Below are 23,541 nucleotides of genomic sequence, written 5' to 3'. Positions count from 1 at the left end.
CTTTCCGGTTTCCGGTTTCCGGTCTCTGAGCCCCGAACCCCTGAACCCCGAGCTCCGCCTGGATCTTTCCGGGCCGCGCCGCGTGCAGTACCCCTGCCGCGTCCGCCCAACCTTCCTGGTAGTCGATCGCGCGGGAGCGCACACCAGGCGCTCCGAGGCAGCCGCGCACGCACGTCAACCGGACCCGGACGGCGCGATTTACGCCAACTGCCCCCGGGCGCCCAGTAGGCGACCGGTTGGCACAAGCCGCCCCGGGTACGGGGAGGGGATGCGTATGGGAGTGCTTGATGTCGGTTCGAACACGGTGCGGCTCGTCATCGCGGAGACGGACGGTGCGGTTCCGCTGCCCGTGCACACCGCGAAACGGCGGCTGAGGCTGTCGGAACACGTCGAGCGTGGCGGCCACCTGCCGGACGAACAGGTGGCCCGGATCGTCGACGCCGTCGCGGCCGCCCGGAGCGAGGGCAGGCGCTGGGGTGTGACCCGGCCCTTCGCCTTCGCCACCGCGATCGTGCGGGATGCCCCGAACCGCCAGGAAATCCTGCGGCGAGTCTCCACGGAGACCGGAGTTCCGCTGCACATCCTGCCGGGAGAGGTCGAGGCGGAACTGACCTTCCTGGCCGCGCGGCGGTGGATGGGCTGGCGTGCGGGACCGCTGGCCATGCTGGACATCGGGGGCGGCTCGCTGGAGGTGGCGTTCGGTCGCAGCAAGCTGCCCGACTTCGCCATCTCACTCCCTTTGGGGGCCAACCGGATGACCCGTGAGTACTTCCGCGGCCAGGATCCGCCCCCGCAGCGCAAGACCAAGGCGCTGCGCCGCCATGTGCGCCACCAACTGCGCGACGTCGCGGCCCGCATCCGCTGGGAGGCTCCGCGCACGACGGTCGCCACGTCGCGTACGTTCCAGCAGTTGGGCCGCCTGTGCGGCGCGCCTCCCGGCCGGCAGGGGCCCTTCACACCGCGGGGCATGACGCGCGCCGATCTCCGCCGGGCGGTCGACCGGCTCGCGGAGCTGTCGGCGGCGGAACGCGCAGGCCTGCCGGGCATCTCCGCCGCCCGTTCGGGCCAGTCCCTTGCCGGGGCGATCGTCGCGCACACGACGATGAAGCTGATGGGCATCGACGAGGTGACCATCTGCCCCTGGGCGCTGCGCGAGGGAGTCATGCTGCGCTGCATCGAGGACGGCAACGCCGAGTGGTGGGACGGGACGGCTCCTGCCGTCCGCGAGCACGACGCCACACCACCGCGGGTCCTCCACCCCGTCGGCGAGGAGGAGGGCTCACGGGGCGCACAACTCTCGGGGGGTGTGGGGTAGTTCCGGCGGGATCACGGGCCGGCGGAGGGCGGGCGCCTCCCACTCCCCGCCGGCCCGCCGGTGCGCTATGCCGTGCAGGCCGTCCCGTTGAGGGTGAAGGCCGTGGGCGCGCTGTTGCTGCCGGACAAGGCTCCGTTGAACCCGAAGGTGACCGTCGCCCCCGGTGCGATCGCGGCGTTGTACGGGGCGTTGGTGGCGGTGACGGCGGAGCCGGACTGGGTGACGGTGGCATTCCAGGCCTGCGTCACCCGCTGCCCGGCGGGCCAACTCCACGCCACCGTCCATCCGTTGACGGCGGCCGTACTCGTGTTCTTGACCGTCACCTGTGCGGTGAACCCGGAGTTCCACTGGTTCTGCACGGCATACGTGACCGCGCAACTGCCCGTCGGAGTGGTGCCGCCGTCTGTCCAGCCGAGGGCCTCCGCTATGCCGTAGTAGGCGGGCTTGGGCCGGAAGTTCTCGTCGTACGGGGTGGCGGCGCCGTAGCCGGGGAACACGTCGGGGATCCATGAGTCGGAGTCGGTGAAGCCCCAGACGGTGACACCCTCGCAGCGTGACACGGCGAGGCAGGCGCTGGTGACGGCCTTGTACTCGGCCTTCTGCTGGGCGAGTTGGGCGCTCGTCGGCGGGACCGTCATCCGGATGTCGAGCTCGGTGATCGCGACGTCGACGCCGAGGTCCGCGAAGCGCTGGATGTTGGCCTGCAGGGTGGACGGCACCTGACCGAGGATCAGATGGGCCTGGAGGCCGACGCCGTCGATCGGGACGCCCTGTTCCTTGAGCGACTTGACCAGGTTGTAGAGGGCGGTGCTCTTCGCGTTGACGCCCTCGACGTTGTAGTCGTTGACGTACAGCTTGGCGGTCGGGTCGGCGGCGCGGGCGGCCCTCAGCGCGTCAGCGATGTACGAGTCGCCGATCGCCGTCTGGAAGACCGACCGCCGGCGCGTGCCGTCCTCGTTGAACGGCTCGTTGACCACGTCCCAGTGGTCGATGCGGCCCTTGTAGCGGCCTGCCTCGGTGGCGATGTGGTCGGTCATGACGGTCCGCAGGCTGTCGGCGGTCCAGCTGCCGTTGCTGACCCAGTTGGGCAGTTGGCTGTGCCAGACAAGGGTGTGGCCGCGGACCTTCTGGCCGTGCGCCTCGGCGAAATCGACGACGGCGTCGGCGCCGGACCAGTTGTAGCTGCCGCGGGTCGGTTCGACCGAGCCCCACTTCATCTCGTTGCCGGGGGTGATGGAGTTGAACTGCTCACCGGTGATGGCCCCGTAGGAGCCGTTGAGCTTGGAGGCGGTGACGGCCGTTCCGTAGTAGATGCCCTTGGCGGCGGCGAGGTCCCGCAGGACGGGTTCGGCGGCGGCGTGACCGGAGGCGGCTCCCCCGATCACGAGCGACGCTGCGGCCAGAGTCACCGACGCGGCTCTTCGTAAGCTCAGGAGCTTCATGGACGTCCTCTCATGATGGCTTCACGTCGATCCCGGAATTTCCGGAAGAATTCTGCAAAGTTTCGAGAGTGCTTCCGGAACGGTAGAGGCGTGGGTGTGAACCGTCAACGGAGGTGAGGGAGTTGACCGAAGGGGACGCCGGGAGCGACGTCACCCACCCTCGGGCCGGTGTTCCCAGCCGCGGTCGGTGCGGGTCAGCTCGTGGAAGCCTGCGGCGGTCAGGCGGCTGATCGCTTCCGCGTCCTCGGAGGACTCGTACGCGATCAGCCGCTCCACTCCACAGAGGCGGAGCCAGTCGGCGGCCTGCGCGAGAAGCAGGCTCTCCAGACCGTCGAGCGGGTGCTCGATGGGGAAGTTGCCGATGTCGGCGAGACCGCCGCTGCGGGCATGGCGCTCGGGGCGGCTCAGAGCCGTGTCGATCTCGATGAAGCCGAGGATGCGCCCTCCCTCGGGCTGTCGGCTGCGCTCGCGCGGGGAGGGGGCCGCGTCGCGGGCCGTGAAGCGGGTGCCGCATTCGCCGAGCGTGCGGTCGACGCGGACTCCCGGCAGCGGCGTCATCGATGGCAGATCGGCCACCTCGGCGATCAGGATGACCTCCGTGCCGCCCGTGTGCCGGAAGCCGGCCCTTTCGTACGCGGCACGGATGTGTGGCCAGGGCCGGGGCAGGCCGTACACGGCGGGAGCGGGCAGGGCGCCGTCGGCATGGCGGAGGCGGACGTTCCAGCGGGCGAGCTGGGCCACGCAGGCCGCCATCAGCAGGTCGGCGGCCACTTCGGAGTCCGGCCAGAAGGAGGCGGGCGGACGGCAGACGAACCAGTCGATCTCGCCCGCGTCCCGGTAGTGCTCGCCGACCTCGGCGTCGGCGCGGTAGCGCAGCAGGTGCGCGCCGGCCACCACATACTGGCGCTGCTCCGCGACAAGGGTGACCCGCTCGGCCACCCATGGGTCGGTGATGAACTCGTCCGGCTGCCGCTGCAACTCACTGAGCACCGTGTTCACGGAGACGGAGACACCGGGGACGACGGCGGCGACATGGGCGTTGACGAGCTCGGTGAGCTGATCTCGGTCGTCACGATGGAAGGGGCGCACCTTGAGCGCGGACATGCGGGACCTCCGGGCGATGATCGTTGAGGGAGGCCGCCATGAGGTGCGGTACGCGGCAGAGGTTACGCCCCACGGCCCGGTCCCGCCATGCGGTTTTCGCCGGATGGCCGGGACCCGTGGGCCGGTTTAGCGTGCTGGAAGGGAGCGCTTCCGGCGGAGGGATGGTCATGAAGTTCGACAAGCCGGTGCCCGGCGGGCCCTGCTGGGCCGAGCTCGGGACCAGTGATCTGGAGGCGGCCAAGTGGTTCTACGCCGATCTCTTCGGCTGGCGGCCGGAGACGGACCCGCGTGAGGAGGCGGGCGGCTACACCATCGCGCACCTCGGCGACGCGCCGGTCGCGGCGCTGAGCCCGCTGTATCGGGAGGGGCAGCCCGTCGCCTGGAACGTGTCGTTCGCGGTGCCCTACGCGGACGCGGCAGCGGCTGCGGTGCGGGCCGCGGGCGGCGCGGTTCTCCTGGAGCCGATGGACGTGTTCGACCATGGCCGCTTCGCGGTGGTGGCCGATCCGGGCGGCGCGGTCTTCCAGCTGTGGCAGCCGTGGTCCTTCCACGGCGCCGCGCTGTTCAACGCACCGGGCTCGCTCGGCTGGGTCGAGCTGATGACACGCGACCCGGACGCGGTCATCGCCTTCTATACGACGGTGTTCGACTGGACCGTCCACCCCTCGGAGTCATACACGCAATGGGGCATCGAAGGCGCCGACTTCGGCGGCATGGTGGAGATGGGCGCCAGGTTCCCGCACGAGGTGCCCTCGCACTGGCTGCCGTACTTCGCCGTCGAGGACGTCGACACGACCGCCCGGGCCTGTACCGACGCCGGCGGCCACCTCCTCATGGAACCCACCTCTGTCCCGGACGGCCCGCGCATCGCCGTGCCACGGGACCCGCAGGGGGCGGCGTTCGGCATCTACAAGGAGGCCGAGGAGAGCTGAGGAGGGCCGAGGAGGGCCGAGGAGGGCCGAGGAGGGCTAGGGACTGTCCGGCGGGTCGGGCTCTTCGCCCGGGTCCGCGGCGTCAGTGCCGGCGAGTACGTCGAAGGCGTGGCGGCGGTGGGTGGCGAAGAGGTCGAGGGCGGTCGCGGCGTCGCGGGCGCGAAGGGCGGCGACGAGGGCGCGGTGCTCGTCCGGGATGTGGGCGAGGTAGCCCTGGGAGTCGGCGCCGATCCGGGTCAGCAGGAACAGGTGGACCTGGGAGCGGATCGCCTGCCACGCCACTTGCAGGCGCCGGTGTCGTGCGGCGGCGTAGACGGCGTCGTGGAAGGCGATGTCGCAGCGCACCATCTCGTGCTCGTCCCCGGCGCGCTCCATGCGGTCGGCCGCCTTGTCGATGGCCGCGATGTCCTCGTCGGAGGCGTGGGCGATCACCTGCTGGACGGCGAGGTGCTCCAGGGTCCCGCGCAGGCTGTCCAGTTCGGCGATGTCCGTGGAGGTCAGCGTCGTCACCGTGGCGCCGCGGTGCCATGCGCTGCGGACCAGGCCCTCGCGCTCCAGCCGGAGCAGCGCCTCGCGCACCGGGCCACGACTGACGTCCAGCGCGCCTGACAGCTCCACCTCGCGCAGTTGTGCCCCGGGAGCGTAGACCCCGCTGAAGATCGCCTCCCGGACGCGGTCCGCGACCTCGTCGGCCAGCCCTCTGCGGCGGGCCGGCACCACCCTGCCCTGTTCACCCATCACGCCCACCCTCCATGTCGTAATGTTTACATTACGACATTCACAGCTGACCCGGCGCGTCGCCGGGCTCGCGTTCAGGAAGGCAGCACCCTCACATGACCGTTCTCGACTCCCCCATCCCCCGGTTCCATCTGGCCATGCCGGTCGACGACCTGACCGCCGCGCGCCACTTCTACGGCGAGGTGCTGGGCCTGGAGCAGGGCCGCAGCGCGGACAGCTGGGTGGACTGGAACCTGCACGGCCATCAGTTCGTCACTCACCTGGCGCCCGCCCGCCCGCGGGGCATACACAACCCCGTCGACGGCCACGACGTCCCCGTGCCGCACTTCGGGCTGATCCTGACCGTCCCGGAGTTCCACAAGCTCGCCGCCCGGCTGCGCACGGCGGGCACGGAGTTCGTCATCGAGCCCTATGTGCGGTTCGAGGGGCAGACCGGCGAGCAGTGGACGATGTTCCTGCTCGACCCGGCCGGCAACGCCCTGGAGTTCAAGGCGTTCGCCGACGACTCACAGGTCTTCGCCGCCTGACACGAAGGAAGGATCACGACAATGAGGGTGTTCCAGGTCGGAGCCGCCGGAGGCGTGCATGAGTGACTCCCTGTTCATCAAGATCTGTGGTCTGAAAACCGAGAGGGACGTCGACACGGCCGTCGAAGCAGGGGCCGACGCCATCGGGTTCGTCTTCTCGGACAGTCCGCGCCGCATCGACGCCACCACAGCCGCAGGGCTGTGCCGTCGCGTACCGGAGCACGTCCTCACGGTCGGTGTCTTCCGCGACGAGCCCCTTCGCGAGGTGCGATCCCTGGCCGACCGCGCGGGAATCCGTGCCGTCCAACTGCACGGGCCGGACGACCGCGCGTATTACGACGACCTGGCCACGGGCGGGTGGACACTGATCCGAGCCGCGGCGTTCGGCAACCAGGTGCCGCGCTGCGGGGACATGGGCGAGGACATCCTCCTCCTCGACGCCCCTGTACCAGGTTCCGGCGTCCCCTGGGACTGGACCGGGAAACCGCCGGCCGCCCCCGGAGAGAAGTGGCTGCTCGCCGGCGGCCTCACCCCGGACAACGTGCGCGATGCCGTCGACGCCACCTGCCCATGGGGCGTCGACGTGTCCAGCGGCGTTGAGCGGAGCCGAGGAGTCAAGGATCCCGCGCTGATCACCGCTTTCATCACATCCGCCCGCGACCGGTGTCCTTGAGGGGCAGGTCGGATCCCTGAGCAGTGAAGACGGGGATGCGCTCGATCGGTGCCTCGGCGATGAGTGTCCGGCCGCCTTCGTGGGTGCGCCCGGTCCAGGCGTCGGTCCAGGTGCGGCCCGCGGGGAGGTACACCTCGCGGTGGCGGGCGCCCGGTTCCGTGACCGGGGCGACGAGGATGTCCGGGCCGAAGAGGAACTGGTCCTCGACGGTCCAACTCGCCTCGTCCCGCGGGAAGTCGACGAAAAGGGGCCGCATGGGCGGCACACCGTCGACCGCCGCGACACGCATCTGCTCGTGCAGGTAGGGCCGCAGCCGCTCGCGCAGGAAGAGCTGGGCGGACAGGATCTCGTACGCCTCCTCGCCGTACGACCAGACCTCGTTGGGGCCGCCGGTCTGCGCGTACCCCCACGGCATACGCGGCTCGCGGTCGCCGTGCAGCCGGAAGAGGGGGCAGAAGACGCCGTACTGGAACCAGCGGATCATCAGTTCCCGGTACGCCGGGTCGTCCGGGTCGCCACCGTGGAAGCCGCCGATGTCGGTGGTCCACCAGGGGATGCCGGACACGGCGATGGAGAGCCCCGCCCGCACCTGTGAGCGCAGCGAGTCCCAGGTCGCGGGGATGTCGCCGGACCAGACGGCCGCCCCGTACTTCTGGGAGCCGGCCCAGGCCGAGCGGGACAGCAGGACGGTGCCGGGCTGTCCGGCGGCGGCCATGCCCTCGGCGAAGAGGCGGGCGTTGTCGCGGGGGTAGACGTTGAGGGTCTGGGCGCCGGGACCCGCGTACAGCGTGGTGTTGGCGGGGTGGGCGGGGTCGAGCTCGGGCTCGCAGGCATCGAGCCAGAAGACCCGGATGCCGAGGTCAAGATAGTTGCGGCGGATCAGGTCCCAGACGTACGCGCGGGTGTCGGGGTTGGTCGGGTCGTACACGGAGACGGGCATCCGGGTCGTCATGCCCTTGTCCTGGACCAGATGGTGCACCTCGGCGCCCTGGTCGGAGCCGAGGAGCAGGCCACGGTCGCGGAAGTCCTCGTAGTGCTCGGAGAGCTGGGAGACGGTGGGCCAGACCGAGACCATCAACTCGACGCCCATCTCGGCGAGTTCGTCGACCATGGCCTGTGGGTCCGGCCATTCTTCGGGATCGAAGCGGTAGTCGCCCATCGCCGACCAGTGGAAGTAGTCGGAGACGATGACGGACATGGGCAGCCCGCGCCGCTTGTGCTCGCGGGCGACGGCGAGGAGTTCGTCCTGTGTGCGGTAGCGGAGCTTGCACTGCCAGAAACCACTGGCCCAGTCCGGGAGTTCGGGCGCGTGGCCAGTGGCGTCGGCGTACCGGGCGAGGATGTCGCGCGGGGTGGGCGCGGCCGTGATCCAGTAGTCGATCCCGCGCGCCTGGCCGGCCGTCCAGCGCGTGGCGTTCTCGGCGAACTCGACCCGGCCGAGGGCGGGTTGGTTCCACAGGAAGCCGTAGCCCCGGCTGGAGAGTACGAAGGGGATGCTCACTTCGCCGTTGCGCTGGACCAGATCGAGGCGCAGGCCCTTGTGGTCGAGGCGGCCGTGGGTGTGCTGGCCGAGTCCGTAGAGCCGCTCGCCCGGGTGGGCGGCGAATCTCTGATGGATCTCGTACGCGCCGGACCGGTTGCCCTGGAAGGCGCGGGCACCCGGGGACCAGGGGTGCTCCGGCTGCTCGGCGAGCAGTTCCTCGTCGGTGCTGGTGCGGGTGAACGTCAGGCGCGGCTCGGGGTCGGCCGCGTTGCCGTCGAAGACGACCGTGACGGTCAGCTCACCGTTCACGAGTTGAGCCGTGGTCTTCTCCGCGCCGACGGTCACGGTGCCGCTGTGCTCCGGTGCCGCGTCGAGCGCCCCGACATCGTCCGTCGGAATGCGGTACTGGGCGACCCTGACGCGGGCGCTGTCCGTGCCCCAGGCCTCGACACGCAGCACCTGGTGCCGGTGCCGCACTTCCAGGGCGTCGTCGAGCACGCGGAAGACAGGCATGGATCTCCTTGCGGGAAAAGGCCGTTCGGGAAAACGGTTCAGGACGCAGGTTCGGGACGGCGGATACGGACAGCGGGGTTCGGAACAGCGGGTTAGGACTTGACGCTTCCGGCGGTCAGCCCGCCCACGATGAACCGCTGGAGCATCGCGAAGACGCATACCACGGGGATGCTGACGAGCGTGGCGACCGCCATGAGCGGGCCCCAATCGGTACCTGTCTGGCCGACGAAGGTGTTCAGCAGGACGGTCACCGGCTGCACCTTCGGATCGCTGTTGAGGGTGATCCCGAAGACGAACTCACCCCAGCCGAGCAGGAACGAGAAACCACCCACCGCGATCAGACCCGGCCGCATCACGGGCAGCACGATCCGCCACAGCACTCCCGGCAGACCGCAGCCGTCCACCAGCCCCGCCTCCTCGACCTCGACGGGCATGGCCCGCACCAGCGGACGCAGCACGATCACCGCGAACGGCAGGGTGAGCGTGGTGTCGGCGATGATCAGCCCGATGAGGGTGTTGGTCAGCTCCACCTGCCGCAGCACGATGAACAAGGGCGCGGCGAGCACGATGCTGGGCAGCAGCTGCGCCACGAGCAGCGACAGCACCATGGCGCCGGAGCCGCGCATGCCGATGCGGGCGATGGCGTAGGTGAGCGGCACCGCGAACAACAGGGTCAGCACGACGACACCGAGCGAGATGGCGACGCTGTTGAGCAGCGCCTGTCCGAGCATCGGCTTGTCCAGCGCCCGTGTGTAGCTCTCGCCGGTCGGCGGGGACGGGATCCACTGGGGCGGCGAGGTGAGTACCTGGTCGGGCTTCTTCAGCGACGTGGCGATCATCCAGTACAGCGGCAGCAGGAAGAACGCGGTGATGACGCCCGCGACGAGTGTGAGCAGCCAGGGCCGCTTCGTACCGGTCATGCGGCGGCTCCTTCCTTGCGCAGGCGCCGTACGTAGACGATCGCGACCAGCAGCGGGATGACCAGCAGGAGGGTGCCCGCTGCCGCGCCCCGGCCGAGCTGGAACAGCTTGAACGCCACCTGGTACACGTACAGCGGCAGCACGGTCGTGGTGTCGACGGGACCGCCACCGGTGAGCACGAAGACGAGGTCGAAGACCTTGAAGGTGTAGATCAGGCCGAGCAGCAGAACGGCCGCCGACACCGGCCGCATCAGCGGGATCGTGATGTGCCGCAGCCGCTGCCAGGGCCCGGCGCCGTCGATGGCACCCGCCTCGTACAGCGTGGGGTCGATGGACTGCAGCCCCACCAGGAGCAGCAGCATGTTGAACGGCACGCCCACCCAGATGTTCGCGGCGATCACGCCGGGCAGGGCGGTGCTCGGGTCGGTCAGCCAGTTGTGGGCGAGGGAGTCGAGTCCCACGGCCCGCAGGAGTTCGTTGTAGGCGCCTGCGTCGGCGTCCAGCATCCAGCGGAAGAGGGTGCCGGAGACGATGGGCGGCAGCAGCCACGCCACCAGCATCAGGGACCGGAACAGGCCCGCCAGCGGGAACTTCCGTACGAACAGCAGCGCCAGCGCGAAGCCGATCGTGAACTGGAAGGCCAGCGACCCGGCCGTGAAGGCCAGTGAGACACGCACCGAGTGCCAGAAGGCGCTCTCGGAGACGACGCTGTCGTAGTTGTCGACGCCGCTGAACGTCCAGTCGCCGGTGATCAGATCACCGATGGCGACGTCGTGGACGGAGGTCCAGAAGTTGTACACGAGCGGGAAGAGCATGGTCGCGCCGAGGAACAGCAGGGCGGGCGCCGACATGAGGTAGCCGGCCCGGTTGCGGCGTGCCACGAGGGAGTGTCCGCGCCGCACCGCTGCCGTCTTCGTCACCGCCTTCGCCGGCTCGCGGGCTTTCACCTGGAGGCTCATCCCGGTCCTATTTCTTCAGCTTGGGTGTGATGGCGGACGCGGCCTTCTTCGCGGCGGCCTGCGGGCTGGAGCTGCCGGTGAGGGACGCCTGGAGGGCCTCGGCCATCGCCTGCGACAGCTGCGGGTAGTTCGGGCCGTAGGACCGCGGGCGCGCGTTGGCGAACTCCTGCACGAAGACCTTCAGCGTGGGATCGGTGGCCCACTTTCCGGCGTCGGCCATGTCGGAGCGGGCGGGCAGCAGCCCGAGCCCGTCGAGGTACTTGGCGAGGACCGACTTCTCCTGGCTGCGTTTGATGGCCTGCCAGCACTGGTCGGCCTTGCCGCTCGTCTTGAGGATCACCCAGTTCTCGCCGCCGAGGCAGCTCGCCGCCTTCTTGTCCACCGGGATCGGGACGACGCCCCACTTGACCTTCTTCTGGGCCTGCAGGGCGGGCAGTTGCCAGGGGCCGTTGATCTGCATGGCCGCACGGCCGGAGACGAACTGGTTGTTGGTGTCCTGCTGGGTCCAGCCGACGCACTGCTTCGACAGCGCGCCCGCGTCGACCAGGTCCTTCAGGTACGCCAGCGCGGTGGCGCCGTCGGTGGCGAAGGTGTCCAGGTCGCCGCCCGTCGACCACAGGAAGGGCTCGAACTGGAAGACGCCCTCCTCGGTCTTGATCGCGCTCATGGCGAAGCCGAAGGTGTCGCCCTTGGTGAGTTTCTTCGCGGCCTTGGCGAGCTCGTCCCAGGTCTTCGGGGGCTCGACGCCCGCCTCCTTGAGCATCTCGGTGTTGTAGTAGAGGCAGAGGCAGTTGGAGTTGTTCGGGACGGAGTAGGTCTTGCCGTCGATGACGCCGCTGTTCCACGGACCCTCGAAGTACGCGTCCGACTGGCCCCACTCCTTCACACGGTCGGTCAGATCGGTGAGCAGCCCCTGCGGGACGAAGGAGTTCATCGAGGTGTTGTCGACGATCGCGATGTCGGGCAGGTCCCCGGAGGCGGCGCCCTTGATGATGGCGGGCTCCAGCTCGGCGTACGAGAACGTACGGCGGGTGATCTTGACGCCGACCTGCTTCTCGATGTCGGCGATGAGCGCCTTCATGCCGGGCTGGCGGGCGTCCTCGACGAGGTAGTCCCACCAGACGAGCTCCTTCCCGCCGGACGAGCCGCTGTCCGAGCCGCCGCAGGCGGTGAGCGGCCCCGCCAGACCCGCGGCGAGGAGCCCCGAGCCCGATATCCGCAGGAACGAGCGTCGATCGAACCGGTTCGACATGTGTTTCTCCCAGGGGTGCGTGGTTCAACTGCGGTTCGGTGCACGGCCGGTGCTCGCCCGCAAGGTGAGTTCGGGGGCGAGCAGGTGGTGCCGGGACCGCGCCGGAGAATCCGCCAGCCGTTCCAGCAGCAGCTCCACGGCGAGCCGGCCCATGAGGTCCGACGGGTTGTCGGCACCGGTCATCATCGGGGTGACCGTCTCGGCCCAGCGGGCGCCCGCGATACCCGTCACCGAGACGTCTTCGGGCACGGTCCGGCCCGCTTGGGCCAGTCCCCGGTACACACCCACGAGTGCCGCCTCGTTGAGGACGACGAGGCCGGTCGTCAGCGGGTCGTGGGCGAGGATCTCCCGGACGACGGCCTCACCGGAGGCCGCGTCGTCCCCGCAGTGGTGGATCTCGCCGGTCAGCCCCTGCTCGGCGACGGTCGCCCGGAAGCCTTCGACGGCGCGGTGCGCGGCCTCGTATCCGACGGCGAACAGCTCCCGCGGCCGGTTCACCAGGGCGAGCCGCCGGTGCCCGAGCTCGGCGAGATGCCGGACGCAGCGTGCGGTGAGCTCCGTCCAGTCCATGTCGACCCACGAGTTGGCGTCGGGGTCCGCGGTCCGCCCCATGGTGACGAAGGGGAATCCGGTGCCGAGGAGCCGGTCCACACGTGAGTCCCGGACGCGGATCTCCATCAGGATCGCTCCGTCCACGCGTCGCTGCCCCACCAGCCGGTCGAACGCCTCGTCCGTGCCCTCGCCACTGCGCGACAGCAGCACGTCGTGGTCGTGCGCGGCGGCGGCGTCGATCACCGCGTTGAGGAAGTCGAGTTGCATGTCGGTGTAGCGGCGGCCGGCCGGCGGGAAGACCACGCCGAGCGTCCGGGTGCGACCGTGGGCCAGCGCGCGGGCACTGGCGTTGGGCTGGAAGCCGTGCTCGTCGATGACCTGCTGGATGCGCAGCCGGGTCCGCTCCGAGATCGGCCGCTTGCCGCTCAGCGCGTACGAGACCGTGCTGCGCGAGACACCGGCGAGGCGCGCGATCTCACCGATGTTGACGGCAGCGGCAGTGGGACTGCCGCTGCTCGCGCGAGTGCGGCTGCCGTTGCCCGCGGGGCCACGGTCGCCCGCGGCGACCTCGTCGAACCGGTTCGACACCCCGTACACACCTCCGCCACCCACGGTCGTTCGATATTTCGTACGTCAGCCGGATTCCCGAACCGCGTGCCTGAAGGTAGGAGTGACCTGTGTCTCATGTCAACGGTCGGTAACCGCAAAGTTTCTGACCCGGTGTCGCGGAAGGGCCCCTCGGTGCACCCCCGCACGCTCCCCGAGTACACCCTTGCGCTCGCGTGCGCACCGATCGGCACGGGCATCTCTTCGACCGGGCTGTTCGGCACCGTCGAGCGGGGAGGTGCGCGGTGCACGGAGCGACGTCACAGGGCTGGCTGCTCGTCGCGCTGTGCGCGGCGACCGGGACCTACTGTCTGCTGCGGATGCGCAGCCCCGTGGAAGAGCAGCGCCGCACGGCGGGCGGCGAGGCGCTCATGGGATTCGGCATGGCCGCGATGGCGGTGCCCGCCGCGGCGCTGACGCCGCCGCGGTGGGCGTGGCTGGGCTACACGGCCGTGTTCGGCGCGGCCGCGCTGCGCGCCCTGTGGGCGGCGCGGACCGGCCCGCACCATCTGCACCATCTGGTGGGCGCGTCCGCGATGGTCTACATGGCGGCGGCGATGGCCCGCGGGGCGCACTCCGGGGTGCCCGTGCTGACGGGGGTGCTCCTCGTGTACTTCACCGCGTACGTGCTGTGGACCGGAACACGGCTGGTCCCGGTCGCTGTCGCCGGACACGAACGAGGCGGCGCCCGTCCGGCCCGCTGGGGCGATCGTCCGGAGCTGTCGCGGGCGTGCCGACTCTCGATGGGCATCGGGATGCTCGCGATGCTCCTCACGCTCTGACCATCACGCTCCGCATCCCGCCCCGAGTCACGCTCCGAGTCACGCTCTCGACCGGGCTCGGCGCCCCCTCCCTCGCGTGTGCCACGGCTGTACAAAACCGTGGTCTACGTCACTTGCCGGGCCGGGCCGTACCTTCCGGCACCGCCCCGCTCATAGGCTGCACCCATGATGGTCCCCGCGGCACTGCTGCTGCTCGGCGCCCTGGCCGCCGTCCTCGCTCCGCGGCTGCTCGCCCGAACGGACTGGCCGGACCGCGAACCGGTGGTCGCCCTGTGGGTGTGGCAGTGCGTGGTGGTGGCTGTTCTGCTGTGCTGCGTGCTGTCGATGACGCTCAGCGCGGCCGCCGCCTGGCAGGCGGTGCGCGGCCGGGTCTTCGCCCCCGCCCCGCACTCCGTCGTGGAGTCCTACGCCCTCTCCGAAGCGAGCCCCTGGGCCGCGGCGACCGCGGTCGCTCTCGCATGCGGCGGAGTGTGGAGTGCGGCGATGCTGGTCCGCGAGATCGTACGGGCTCGCGCGCGGCGGCGCCGCCGCCGAGCCGAACTCCTCGTACGCGCCCCGCTGTTGCCCGGCGAGGAGCCCGGCACCGACCGCCTGGTCGTGCTGGAGGGCGAGCGTCCGGACGCCTGGTGGCTGCCCGGGGCGGCGCCCCAACTCGTCATCACCACCGCCGCGTTGCGCCGTCTCGAGGGGAGCCAGCTGGACGCCGTGCTCGCCCATGAGCAGGGACACGCGCAAGCCCGGCACGACTGGCTGCTGCACAGCTCGGCCGCGCTGGCCAACGGCTTTCCGCAGGTTCCCGTGTTCGCGGCGTTCCGCGACGAGATGCACCGCCTGGTCGAACTCGCCGCCGACGACATGGCGTCCCGCCGCTTCGGCCGGCTGACGATCGCCCTCGCGCTGGTGGAACTCAACGAGGACCGAGGCGTGTTCGGTCCCTGCCCCACCCCGCAGGCCCATGTCCCGCAGCGCGTCCACCGCCTGCTCACTCCCCCGGACCGTCTCACGGCCGCCCGTCGGCTGCGGCTCACGGCGGCCGCGGCGCTGGTGCCGGTGATCCCCGTTCTGGTGGCGTTCGTGCCGGGACTGCGGGCGCTGGGATAGCCCGGTTGGCTTCCCACCCCACCGGTCGGCGAGGATCGTTGCATGCACTCCCCACCCGTCGACTCGCCACCCCACACGCGGGCCCCCGGGGCCGCCGTCCGCGCCGCGGTGGCCCTCGCCATCCCCTCCGTGCTGCTGCTCGTACTGGTCGCCGTGTCCTGGGACCCGCTCATGGACCTCGACGGCGACATCGCGCGCACGACGCATCGCTGGGCGGTCGACGACCCCGACACGACGCAGACCTTCCGCATTCTGACGGACTGGGTGTGGGACCCCTGGACGATGCGCGCCCTGTGCGCCGCGACCGTGATCTGGCTGGTCCTGAAGCACTCGGCGTGGTGGCTCGCCCTGTGGCTGACGGCCACGTGCGCGCTCGGCACCCTGCTGCAGCAGGGGCTGAAGGGCGCGATCGGCCGGGACCGCCCCGTCTGGCCCGACCCCGTGGACTCGGCCCACTACTCGGCCTTCCCGTCCGGCCACGCCCTGACGGCGACGGTCGTCTGCGGCCTGCTGCTCTGGCTCCTGCGCCTGTACGGCGCCGGACGCGTGCTGTGGCGTGTCGCGCTGACCCTCGCGGCGGTCTCCGTCATCGGCGTGGGCCTCACCCGCATCTGGCTGGGCGTGCACTGGCCGACGGACGTGCTCGGCGGCTGGTTCCTCGGAGCGCTGATCGTGGCGCTGGCGGTGGCGTCGTACGAGCGGTGGAGAGCCCCTGCGACCTGACCTTCCCATGGGCCGCGCGCCGGCTGGACCGCATCGGTACGGCATCGGTACGGCCTGCGGTATCGGTAGGGTCCCGCGCATGGCTGCCGTTCTGTTCGACTTCTCCGGAACCCTTTTCCGTATCGAATCCACCGAGTCCTGGCTGCGCGCGGTGCTGGCCGAGGCCGACGTCCTCCTGCCCGAACCGGAGCTGATCCGGGCGGCGCGGGACCTGGAGACGGTGGGCGCGCTGCCGGGCGGCGCCCTCCCCTCCGGGCGGTTGCCTGACGACGTCGCCGCCGTGTGGGACATCCGCGACACGAGCGCCGAGCTGCACCGCGCCGCGTACACCGGCCTCTCCCGCCAGGTACCGCTCCCCGATCCCGCGCTGCACGACGCGCTGTACGACCGCCACATGACCCCGGCCGCGTGGCAGCCCTACCCCGATACGGCCGAGGTGCTCGGCGCGCTGCGCGAGCGTGGTGTCGCCGTCGGCGTCGTCAGCAACATCGGCTGGGATCTGCGGCCGATCTTCCGTGACCACGGCCTCGACCCGTACGTCGGCGCCTACGTACTGTCGTACGAGCACGGCATCCAGAAGCCGGACCCGCGCCTGTTCGCGACCGCGTGCGACGCGCTCGGCACCGACCCGAGGGACGCGCTGATGGTCGGCGACAGCCGCCGCGCGGACGGCGGCGCGGCGGCCCTGGGCTGCGGGGTGCACTTCGTCGACCACCTGCCGGTCAGCAGGCGGCCGGACAGCCTCCGCCCGGTCCTGGACCTGATCGGCTGAGGGCCGTGGCCAGGACTCCCGGCCAGACGTGATCGTCCGCCTGGACGATCCCCCGCGTCGCCCAGGCGGACGGCAGCCCGAGGGGACCCTGGAAGGGTTCGCCTCGGGACGCGCTGAGTATAGTTGGCTGGCAGCCAGTCAACGCAGGAGTTACAGGATGTCCCCGCGCAGCCGCTCGGTCAATGAAGAGTTGCGGCGGCGTTCCCGGGAGAAGCTTCTGCAGGCGGCGCTCGAGCTGGTCAGCGAGCATGGTTACGAGGCGACAACGCTTGGTGACATCGCGGACCGGGCGGGCTCGGCGCGCGGTCTCGTCTCGTACTACTTCCCGGGCAAGCGGCAGCTCGTGCAGTCGGCTGTCCACCGGCTGATGCACTGCACGCTCCAGGAGGCGCTGGAGCGCGAGCCGCGCACCGAGGACGGCCGGGAGCTCATGGCGCGGGCCATCGACGCGATCCTGGGTCTGGCCCGTGACCATCCGGTGCTGATGCGCCAGCACATGGCGAGCATCCTGCAGGGCGAAGGTTTCGTGCGGTGCGCGGAGCAGCAGCGTCTGGCGGACCTGCTCAACGACACCATGGCCCGGTACGGTTCGCGGGACGCCGCGGTCGACTATCCGATGCTGCGCGCGCTGCTGATGGGCGCGGTCTACGCGGCTCTGGTGCCGGGTGTCCCGATGCCCCTGCCGGTCCTGCGGGCCGAGCTGTTCCGGCGCTACGGACTCGACTGGGAGCAGGGTGTCCCGCCGGACGCCGAGGCGCCCGACGGGACGTGCGACAAGAACCTCTCACGGTTCTTCTCGCCGGAGGATCGTGCGGCGGACGGGGCCGGTCAGTCGAAGTAGTCCGGCTGCGTCTGCACGTTCAGCTCGGGCACCCGGACCCGCTTCGCCGGGTCCGTGCGCTTGTCGCTGATCTTCAGGACGTCGAAGCCCTTCACCATGTCGTTCGAGTAGATGTAGCCGTTGTAGTAGTACGCCGACCAGGAGCCGCCACCCGTGAGGGTGTCCGTGGACAGCGGGCCACGCTCGAAGTAGCCGATCTCCTTGGGCTTCGAGGAGTTGGTGAAGTCCCAGACGGAGACGCCGCCCTGATACCAGGCCTGGACCATGATGTCCTTGCCCTTGACGGGGATCAGCGAGCCGTTGTGGGCCACGCAGTTCTCGGTGTCCGCCTGGTGGCGCGGGATCTTGTAGTAGCTCTTGAAGACGAGCTTGCGCTTGTCGCCCTTGCCGACGATCTCGTAGATGCCGTCGGCGCCCCGGTTCGGGCCGATCTCCGCGTTGCAGGTGGCGGCACCGCCGCCGCCGAGCTCGTCGGTGAAGACGACCTTGTTGGCCTTCTGGTTGAAGGTCGCCGAGTGCCAGAACGCGAAGTTCACGTTGTCCTCGACCTGGTCGATGACCTTCGGGTTCTCCGGGTCCTTGATGGAGAACAGGATGCCGTCGCCCATGCAGGCGCCCGCCGCGAGGTCCTTGGAGGGCAGCACGGTGATGTCGTGGCAGCCGGTGGTCTTGGAGACACCCGGGTTCGTCGGCGAGCCGGGGTTGCCGCCGCCGTCGGGACCCTCACCGGGGAAGAGCACCGGGAAGCCGACAACCGCCGCCTTCTGGGGGGCCTTTCGCGGCACCTTGATGACCGAGATGCCGTCGTGCGGCGGCTGGCAGTCGGGGAAGGTGGCACTCGGCGAGTACGAGGAGACGTAGACGTAGACGTCCTTGCGCTCCGGCACCAGCGTGTGCGTGTGCGAGCCGCACGCGGTCTCGACGGCGGCCACGTACTTCGGGTTGGCCTTGTCGCTGATGTCGAAGACCTTCATGCCCTCCCACGAGGACTTCTCCGTCGCCGGCTGCGTGGTGCTGTTGCAGGAACTGTCGCTGCGCGAGGAGTCGGTGGAGAGGAAGAGCAGGTTCCCGGACACGGAGATGTCGTTCTGCGAGCCGGGGCACAGCACCTGGGAGACCGTCTTGGGGGCCTTCGGGTTGCTGATGTCGAAGATGCGGAAGCCGTCGTAGTTGCCGGCGTACGCGTACTTCCCCTGGAAGGCCAGGTCCGAGTTGGTGCCGGGCAGCGCATCCTTGGGGATGTTGCCGAGGTGCTTGATGTTGTCCGAGTGGACGATCTCGTCCTTGCCGGGTATCTCGCCGTTCGCTATCGCGGCCCTGGCCTCGGCCGCGTCGCTCTTGGAGACCTTCTCCGGCGTGGCCGGCGTGTCGCCGGGGTCCGGGGTCGCGACGGCCGGACCGGCCGTGAGCAGCGCGGCCAGAAGTCCGGCCGCGGTGGCGACAACTCCCAGGCGTCTGCGCCGGGTTCGGTGGTTGTTTAACAGGGTCACTGCATCCTCCCTTAGTGCCGTTCACGGGTGAACGGTTCAGGCACCACCGCAGTATCGTCTGCATCATGCACAGATCAACAGAGGGCAACAGATTCGTAATGAATCTTTCCGATCGCCGGCGAGCGGAAGCGTGCTAGGACGGTTCTCAACACCCACAAGGTGGTTGTCATCCCGTGCGCCACAGGAGGTCGCAGTGCTCTTACCCCGTTCGTCCCGCCACCTGGTCACCGCCTCCGTGACGGTCGCCGTCCTCGCACTCGCGGGCTGCACCGGTTCGGACGACAAGCCGGATTCCGCATCGGGTACGGGTCCTTCGGTGATCGCTCCGGGCAAACCGGGCGAGGCGGCGCAGACACTCTCCGCGGAGGACGCCTCAAAGCAGCGCACCGACGACGACTCCCCCAACTCGGCGGACTTCGACTACGCACGCAAGATGATCCAGCATCACTCCCAGGCCCTGGACATGACCGAACTCGCCCCGAAGCACGCGGAGTCGACCCAGGTGAAGCGGCTCGCCGAGCGCATCGCGGCGGCGCAGGGACCCGAGATCGACGCCATGAAGCGCTGGCAGAAGGCCCATGGCCGCGACGAGAAGGCCGGGACGCACGACCACGAGGCGATGCCGGGCATGGCGACCGAGGCGCAGCTGAAGAAGTTGCGCGCGGCGAAGGGCGAGGCCTTCGACGAGCTGTTCCTGACGCTGATGATCACCCATCACGAAGGGGCGATCACCATGGCCACGGATGTACTCGCGCAGGGCAACAACATCCAGATCGGCGAGATGGCCGACGACGTGATCGCGCAGCAGACGACCGAGATCAGCAAGATGCGCGACATGTCCTGACGCGGACACGCACCCGGACCGTCACGCGGCTCTTCACCGGCGGGCGTGGCGCGGCGTCAGGAACCCCGCGTCCCGCGCCGCGGCGATCAGCCTGAGCGCCCCGCGGCGGCTGCGGCCGGTCGCGCACATCACCGCCAGCACCGCATCGTGGCCGGCCTCCTGGGCCGTGAGGTACACCTCGGCGACCGCACGCCGGCCCTCGACCCCTCGCGGCCACGTGGGGCGCGCGTGCCGCTTCTCCGGGGCGTCGTCACCGACGGCGGCGCCCGCCGGCTCGATCGCGACTCCGTAGGCCTCCTGGAGCGGGCCCTCGATCCAGTCGGAAAGTACCGCCAGGTCATCGAGCGAGAGGGGCGGCCTGGCGCGTACGTCCTCGATGGAGACCGCTCCCTCGCACAGCACGGCCAGTACGTCGACCTGGGCGCCGTCGTCGAAGGCCAGCCGGACGTTGCACCACGTCGTGGCGGTGTGGTGGTCCCGCACCTCCCATGCGGGCCACACGGACACCGCGCCATCCAGCCGATGGCGATCGGAAAGATCAAGAAACGATGCTTCCAGCACACACGCAACGTAACCGCATCATCACATTCACTGCGCTCAGGCACGCATGCGGGCCGACTCCACGGCACTCCGTCGGCGCAGCTCCGCGCGCCCCCCTGGCGCGCTGTGCGCCGCCGTCCCCTCCCGTCGTGTGCGGCGCGTCCCCTCCCATGGTGTGCGGCGCGGTGCGATCCTGGAAACCATCAGCGATCCCCTCGTTCTTCTCGGGGAAGGAGTCCCGCCGTGCTGCACGTCGCCGTGGTCGGCTCGGGGCCGAGCGGGGTCTATGCCGCGCAGGGTCTCGTCCAGCAGAGCCAGGTGCCCGGGGTCCGGGTGGACGTCCTCGACCGGCTGCCGTGCCCGTACGGTCTGGTGCGTTACGGCGTGGCACCCGACCACGAGAAGATCAAGTCCCTGCAGAACAACCTGCGTGCGGTGCTGGAGCATGAGCGGGTGCGGTTCCTGGGCGGCGTCCAGGTCGGCCCGGACGGGGTGCCCACCTCCCGGCTGCGGGAGCTGTACCACGCGGTCGTGTACTGCGTGGGCGCCGCCACCGACCGGCGTCTCGGGGTGCCGGGCGAGCAGCTGCCGGGCAGTTGGTCGGCGACCGAGTTCGTCTCCTGGTACAGCGCGCACCCGGACGCCGCCCCCGACGGCTTCGTGCTCGGCGCGCGGGCGGCGGTCGTCATAGGAGTGGGGAACGTCGCGGTGGACGTGACCCGGATGCTGGCCCGTGGTGCCGCGGAGCTGAGCCCGACGGACATGCCACAGGCGGCGCTCGCCGCGCTGAGTCACAGCCAGGTGCGGGACATCCAGATGGTGGGCCGACGCGGCCCCTCGCAGGCCCGCTTCACCACCAAGGAGCTGCGGGAACTGGGCGCCCTGCCCGACACCGAAGTGGTGGTGGATCCCGAGGAGTTGGCGCTCGATCCGGCGTACATCGATCCGTCGGGCCTGCCCGCCGCCCAGCGCCGCAACGTCGAGGTGCTGCGCGGCTGGGCCACGCAGCCACCGCGGGGCGGCTCCCGGCGGATCCGGCTGCGCTTCTTCCTGCGCCCGGTCGAGTTCCTCGCCGACGGAGGGAGCGTGCGCGCCGTGCGCTTCGAGCGGACGGCTCCGGACGGACACGGCGGCGTGACGGGCACGGGGCGGTACGAGGACATCGACGCACAGCTGGTGCTGCGCTCGGTCGGGTACCGCGGAGTGCCGATCGACGGACTGCCGTTCGACGCGGAGCACGGCACGGTGCCGCATCTGGCGGGGCGGGTCCTGCGCGACGGCTCGGTGGCGCCGGGCGAGTACGTGGCGGGGTGGATCAAGCGGGGGCCGACGGGTGTCATCGGCACCAACCGGCCGTGCGCGAAGGAGACGGTGACCTCCCTGCTGGAGGACGCGCCCGTGCTCGCACGGCGTGAGGTGCAGGAGGATCCGCTCGCCGCACTGCGCGCGGAAGGGCTGCGACCGGTCGAGTGGGCCGGCTGGCGGGCGATCGAGCAGGCCGAGTTGGAGCTGGGCGCCTCGCTGGGGCGTGGTGTGGTGAAGCTGCCGGACTGGGACTCGCTGCTGGCGGCGGCAAGGGTCTCTCGGTAACGCGACCGAAATCAACAAACTGTTCAATTCACGTACGGTCTCTGCCGCGTGCTGCTCGTCAGCGCGCGGCCCGCTGTTGCGCCACTCCCCCGCTCGTCCCCCTCCAGGAGTACCCATGACAACGACCGAACCCGTGCATCCCGCGCACCCCGTGCATCCGGTGGACGAAGTCCCACCCGTCCGCCAACTGGCCGCCTTCGGGCTGCAGCACGTGCTCGCGATGTACGCCGGCGCGGTGGCGGTGCCGCTGATCGTGGGCAGTGCGATGAAGCTGTCGGCCGCGGACCTCGCGTATCTGATCACCGCGGATCTGCTGGTGTGCGGGATAGCCACGCTGATCCAGTGCGTGGGCTTCTGGCGGTTCGGGGTACGGCTGCCGATCATGCAGGGGTGTACCTTCGCCGCCGTGTCGCCGATGGTGCTCATCGGCACGACCGGCGGCGGACTGCCCGCGATCTACGGTTCGGTGATCGTCGCGGGCCTGGCGATCGTGCTCCTGGCCCCGGTCTTCGGAAAGCTGCTCCGCTTCTTCCCTCCGCTGGTCACGGGCACGGTCATTCTGATCATCGGAATCTCGCTGCTGCCGGTGGCGGGCAACTGGGCGGCCGGCGGCGTGGGCGCGAAGGACTTCGGTGAGCCGAAGAACCTGGCTCTCGCGGGCTTCGTCCTGCTGGTCGTACTGGGCGTGCAGCGGTTCGCGCCCGCCTTCCTGAGCCGGATCGCGGTGCTGATCGGCATCGTGGTGGGGCTGGTGGTCGCGGTGCCGTTCGGATTCACGGACTTCGGCGGCGTGGGGGACGCCGACTGGCTCGGCATCAGTACGCCCTTCCACTTCGGCGCGCCCACGTTCGAGGTGTCGGCGATCGTGTCGATGCTGGTGGTGGCGCTGGTGGCGATGACCGAGACGACCGGTGACTTCATCGCGGTCGGCGAGATGACCGACCGGAAGGTGGAGCCGCGCGCGCTCGCGGACGGTCTGCGCGCGGACGGTCTGTCCACGGTCCTCGGCGGTGTGCTCAACACCTTCCCGTACACGGCCTACGCCCAGAACGTGGGTCTCGTCGGCATGACCCGGGTGCGCAGCCGCTGGGTGGTCGCCGCCGCGGGCGGCATGCTGGTCCTTCTCGGACTGCTGCCCAAGCTGGGCGCGGTGGTCGCGGCGATTCCGGCGCCCGTGCTCGGCGGAGCGGGCCTGGTGATGTTCGGGACGGTCGCCGCGAGCGGACTCAGGACGCTGGCGCAGGTGGACTTCAAGGGCAACAACAACCTGACGGTGGTGGCCGTCTCGGTGGCCATGGGCACACTGCCGGTCGGCGTGCCGACGGTCTACGACAAGTTCCCGGACTGGTTCCAGACCGTCATGCACAGCGGCATCAGCGCGGGGTGCCTGACGGCGATCGCGCTGAACCTGCTGTTCAACCACCTTCCGTCGAAGGAGTCTCCGAAGGACGCCTCGGCCGAGGCGTCACCCGTCGCCGGGACGGGCGGCCTGACCGGCGGCAGCGGCCAGGACGCTGTCGAGAAGCCCCGGGAAGAGGCCGTCTAGGTCGCTTCGGCGCAGCCCGTTCATCTTGGCGGTGCCCCGGTAGACCTGCCGGATCACTCCGCTCTCACGCAGCACCCGGAAGTGGTGCGTGGTCGTGGATTTGGTGACGGGCAGGTCGAAGTGCGAACACGAGAGCTCGCCGCCGACGGCGGCGAGCTCTCGCACGACCTGGAGCCGCATCGGGTCGGAGAGCGCGTGCAGCACGGATTCCAGGCGGATCTCCTCCCGGGCGGGGTGCGGAAGATCGCGGCTGCTGCTGGTCGGGGCTGCGGTGGTCACGGCGGGCTCCAGTCCTT

The 23,541-nt window shown here is 70.2% G+C and carries 23 protein-coding genes; 12 read left to right on the top strand and 11 right to left on the bottom strand.

Annotated elements, in window-relative coordinates; all coding sequences use genetic code 11:
- The first annotated feature begins 268 nt into the window (after nt 1–268).
- Nucleotides 269–1,315 carry a Ppx/GppA family phosphatase gene (locus FE633_RS02650; RefSeq protein ID WP_138043412.1) on the top strand — a complete coding sequence of 349 codons (1,047 nt, stop codon included), beginning with the start codon at nt 269–271 and terminating at the stop codon, nt 1,313–1,315.
- A 65-nt stretch (nt 1,316–1,380) separates the two neighbouring features.
- On the opposite strand, the gene FE633_RS02645 is transcribed toward FE633_RS02650, so the two are convergent.
- Nucleotides 1,381–2,757 carry an endo-1,4-beta-xylanase gene (locus tag FE633_RS02645; RefSeq protein WP_138043411.1) on the bottom strand — a complete coding sequence of 459 codons (1,377 nt, stop codon included), beginning with the start codon at nt 2,755–2,757 and terminating at the stop codon, nt 1,381–1,383.
- A 150-nt stretch (nt 2,758–2,907) separates the two neighbouring features.
- Nucleotides 2,908–3,861, bottom strand: coding sequence for an N-acetyltransferase (locus FE633_RS02640; protein ID WP_138043410.1), 954 nt, complete (start codon nt 3,859–3,861; stop codon nt 2,908–2,910).
- 167 nt (nt 3,862–4,028) lie between these two features.
- Between FE633_RS02640 and FE633_RS02635 the strand changes: the two genes are divergently transcribed.
- Nucleotides 4,029–4,793: a VOC family protein gene (locus tag FE633_RS02635; protein WP_138043409.1), complete on the top strand. Its 765-nt coding sequence runs from the start codon at nt 4,029–4,031 to the stop codon at nt 4,791–4,793.
- A gap of 36 nt (nt 4,794–4,829) precedes the next feature.
- Here FE633_RS02635 and FE633_RS02630 read toward each other — a convergent pair whose 3' ends face one another.
- Nucleotides 4,830–5,531 (bottom strand): GntR family transcriptional regulator, encoded by a 702-nt coding sequence (locus FE633_RS02630; protein WP_138043447.1) that lies wholly within the window; start codon nt 5,529–5,531, stop codon nt 4,830–4,832.
- 95 nt (nt 5,532–5,626) lie between these two features.
- Between FE633_RS02630 and FE633_RS02625 the strand changes: the two genes are divergently transcribed.
- Entirely contained in the window at nt 5,627–6,058 is a 432-nt protein-coding gene (locus tag FE633_RS02625; RefSeq protein ID WP_138043408.1) for a VOC family protein, read from the top strand.
- A 58-nt stretch (nt 6,059–6,116) separates the two neighbouring features.
- Nucleotides 6,117–6,731 (top strand): phosphoribosylanthranilate isomerase, encoded by a 615-nt coding sequence (locus FE633_RS02620; RefSeq protein WP_138043407.1) that lies wholly within the window; start codon nt 6,117–6,119, stop codon nt 6,729–6,731.
- Here the strand turns inward: FE633_RS02620 and FE633_RS02615 are convergent.
- From FE633_RS02615 to FE633_RS02595, 5 genes are all read right to left on the bottom strand, one after another.
- Nucleotides 6,703–8,727, bottom strand: a complete 2,025-nt coding sequence (locus FE633_RS02615; protein ID WP_138043406.1) for a glycoside hydrolase family 31 protein — start codon at nt 8,725–8,727, stop codon at nt 6,703–6,705. The genes FE633_RS02620 and FE633_RS02615 overlap by 29 nt on opposite strands.
- 92 nt (nt 8,728–8,819) lie before the next feature.
- Nucleotides 8,820–9,647, bottom strand: coding sequence for a carbohydrate ABC transporter permease (locus FE633_RS02610; protein WP_119105467.1), 828 nt, complete (start codon nt 9,645–9,647; stop codon nt 8,820–8,822).
- Nucleotides 9,644–10,606: a carbohydrate ABC transporter permease gene (locus FE633_RS02605; RefSeq protein ID WP_138043405.1), complete on the bottom strand. Its 963-nt coding sequence runs from the start codon at nt 10,604–10,606 to the stop codon at nt 9,644–9,646. Before FE633_RS02605 ends, FE633_RS02610 begins: the two co-directional genes overlap by 4 nt.
- 7 nt (nt 10,607–10,613) lie before the next feature.
- Nucleotides 10,614–11,858, bottom strand: a complete 1,245-nt coding sequence (locus tag FE633_RS02600; RefSeq protein ID WP_138043404.1) for a sugar ABC transporter substrate-binding protein — start codon at nt 11,856–11,858, stop codon at nt 10,614–10,616.
- 24 nt (nt 11,859–11,882) lie between these two features.
- The gene (locus FE633_RS02595; protein WP_246113376.1) at nt 11,883–12,893 is read right to left on the bottom strand and encodes a LacI family DNA-binding transcriptional regulator; all 1,011 of its coding nucleotides are present in this window, start codon (nt 12,891–12,893) and stop codon (nt 11,883–11,885) included.
- Nucleotides 12,894–13,261: 368 nt separating this feature from the next.
- Between FE633_RS02595 and FE633_RS02590 the strand changes: the two genes are divergently transcribed.
- The 5 genes from FE633_RS02590 to FE633_RS02570 all read left to right on the top strand — a co-directional run bounded on the left by FE633_RS02590 (nt 13,262) and on the right by FE633_RS02570 (nt 17,235).
- Nucleotides 13,262–13,798 carry a DUF5134 domain-containing protein gene (locus FE633_RS02590; protein WP_138043403.1) on the top strand — a complete coding sequence of 179 codons (537 nt, stop codon included), beginning with the start codon at nt 13,262–13,264 and terminating at the stop codon, nt 13,796–13,798.
- Nucleotides 13,799–13,963: 165 nt separating this feature from the next.
- Nucleotides 13,964–14,899: a M56 family metallopeptidase gene (locus FE633_RS02585; protein WP_138043402.1), complete on the top strand. Its 936-nt coding sequence runs from the start codon at nt 13,964–13,966 to the stop codon at nt 14,897–14,899.
- 42 nt (nt 14,900–14,941) lie between these two features.
- Entirely contained in the window at nt 14,942–15,622 is a 681-nt protein-coding gene (locus FE633_RS02580) for a phosphatase PAP2 family protein (protein WP_138043401.1), read from the top strand.
- Nucleotides 15,623–15,701: 79 nt separating this feature from the next.
- Complete coding sequence (locus FE633_RS02575) at nt 15,702–16,394, top strand: HAD family hydrolase (protein ID WP_138043400.1); 693 nt, start codon at nt 15,702–15,704, stop codon at nt 16,392–16,394.
- Nucleotides 16,395–16,551: 157 nt separating this feature from the next.
- Nucleotides 16,552–17,235, top strand: coding sequence for a TetR/AcrR family transcriptional regulator (locus FE633_RS02570; protein ID WP_138043399.1), 684 nt, complete (start codon nt 16,552–16,554; stop codon nt 17,233–17,235).
- Here the strand turns inward: FE633_RS02570 and FE633_RS02565 are convergent.
- A complete protein-coding gene (locus FE633_RS02565; RefSeq protein WP_138043398.1) occupies nt 17,223–18,725 on the bottom strand; it encodes an LVIVD repeat-containing protein in 1,503 nt (500 codons plus the stop codon). The two genes, FE633_RS02570 and FE633_RS02565, sit on opposite strands and share 13 nt — an antisense overlap.
- 193 nt (nt 18,726–18,918) lie before the next feature.
- Between FE633_RS02565 and FE633_RS02560 the strand changes: the two genes are divergently transcribed.
- The gene (locus FE633_RS02560; protein ID WP_138043397.1) at nt 18,919–19,569 is read left to right on the top strand and encodes a DUF305 domain-containing protein; all 651 of its coding nucleotides are present in this window, start codon (nt 18,919–18,921) and stop codon (nt 19,567–19,569) included.
- 33 nt (nt 19,570–19,602) lie between these two features.
- Here FE633_RS02560 and FE633_RS02555 read toward each other — a convergent pair whose 3' ends face one another.
- Entirely contained in the window at nt 19,603–20,076 is a 474-nt protein-coding gene (locus FE633_RS02555) for a DUF6214 family protein (RefSeq protein WP_138043396.1), read from the bottom strand.
- 276 nt (nt 20,077–20,352) lie between these two features.
- Between FE633_RS02555 and FE633_RS02550 the strand changes: the two genes are divergently transcribed.
- Nucleotides 20,353–21,699, top strand: a complete 1,347-nt coding sequence (locus FE633_RS02550; protein ID WP_138043395.1) for an FAD-dependent oxidoreductase — start codon at nt 20,353–20,355, stop codon at nt 21,697–21,699.
- Between the two features lie 115 nt (nt 21,700–21,814).
- Entirely contained in the window at nt 21,815–23,245 is a 1,431-nt protein-coding gene (locus tag FE633_RS02545; RefSeq protein ID WP_138043394.1) for a nucleobase:cation symporter-2 family protein, read from the top strand.
- Here FE633_RS02545 and FE633_RS02540 read toward each other — a convergent pair.
- On the bottom strand, nt 23,165–23,524 hold the full coding sequence (locus FE633_RS02540; protein ID WP_246113373.1) for an ArsR/SmtB family transcription factor: 360 nt from the start codon (nt 23,522–23,524) through the stop codon (nt 23,165–23,167). The two genes, FE633_RS02545 and FE633_RS02540, sit on opposite strands and share 81 nt — an antisense overlap.
- Nucleotides 23,525–23,541: the final 17 nt, after the last annotated feature.

The sequence above is a fragment of the Streptomyces montanus genome (genome assembly GCF_005786655.1).
GTDB classification, from domain to species: domain Bacteria; phylum Actinomycetota; class Actinomycetes; order Streptomycetales; family Streptomycetaceae; genus Streptomyces; species Streptomyces sporangiiformans.
This window is presented reverse-complemented; position numbering and strand designations above follow the sequence as displayed.

Coding starts and splice junctions, on each gene's coding strand:
- FE633_RS02650 (WP_138043412.1), top strand. CDS start 269: ATGCGTATGGGAGTGCTTGATGTCGGTTCGAACACGGTGCGGCTCGTC.
- FE633_RS02610 (WP_119105467.1), bottom strand. CDS start 9,647: ATGACCGGTACGAAGCGGCCCTGGCTGCTCACACTCGTCGCGGGCGTC.
- FE633_RS02625 (WP_138043408.1), top strand. CDS start 5,627: ATGACCGTTCTCGACTCCCCCATCCCCCGGTTCCATCTGGCCATGCCG.
- FE633_RS02635 (WP_138043409.1), top strand. CDS start 4,029: ATGAAGTTCGACAAGCCGGTGCCCGGCGGGCCCTGCTGGGCCGAGCTC.
- FE633_RS02580 (WP_138043401.1), top strand. CDS start 14,942: ATGCACTCCCCACCCGTCGACTCGCCACCCCACACGCGGGCCCCCGGG.
- FE633_RS02630 (WP_138043447.1), bottom strand. CDS start 5,531: ATGGGTGAACAGGGCAGGGTGGTGCCGGCCCGCCGCAGAGGGCTGGCC.
- FE633_RS02575 (WP_138043400.1), top strand. CDS start 15,702: ATGGCTGCCGTTCTGTTCGACTTCTCCGGAACCCTTTTCCGTATCGAA.
- FE633_RS02645 (WP_138043411.1), bottom strand. CDS start 2,757: ATGAAGCTCCTGAGCTTACGAAGAGCCGCGTCGGTGACTCTGGCCGCA.
- FE633_RS02600 (WP_138043404.1), bottom strand. CDS start 11,858: ATGTCGAACCGGTTCGATCGACGCTCGTTCCTGCGGATATCGGGCTCG.
- FE633_RS02545 (WP_138043394.1), top strand. CDS start 21,815: ATGACAACGACCGAACCCGTGCATCCCGCGCACCCCGTGCATCCGGTG.
- FE633_RS02570 (WP_138043399.1), top strand. CDS start 16,552: ATGTCCCCGCGCAGCCGCTCGGTCAATGAAGAGTTGCGGCGGCGTTCC.
- FE633_RS02585 (WP_138043402.1), top strand. CDS start 13,964: ATGATGGTCCCCGCGGCACTGCTGCTGCTCGGCGCCCTGGCCGCCGTC.
- FE633_RS02615 (WP_138043406.1), bottom strand. CDS start 8,727: ATGCCTGTCTTCCGCGTGCTCGACGACGCCCTGGAAGTGCGGCACCGG.
- FE633_RS02605 (WP_138043405.1), bottom strand. CDS start 10,606: ATGAGCCTCCAGGTGAAAGCCCGCGAGCCGGCGAAGGCGGTGACGAAG.
- FE633_RS02640 (WP_138043410.1), bottom strand. CDS start 3,861: ATGTCCGCGCTCAAGGTGCGCCCCTTCCATCGTGACGACCGAGATCAG.
- FE633_RS02620 (WP_138043407.1), top strand. CDS start 6,117: ATGAGTGACTCCCTGTTCATCAAGATCTGTGGTCTGAAAACCGAGAGG.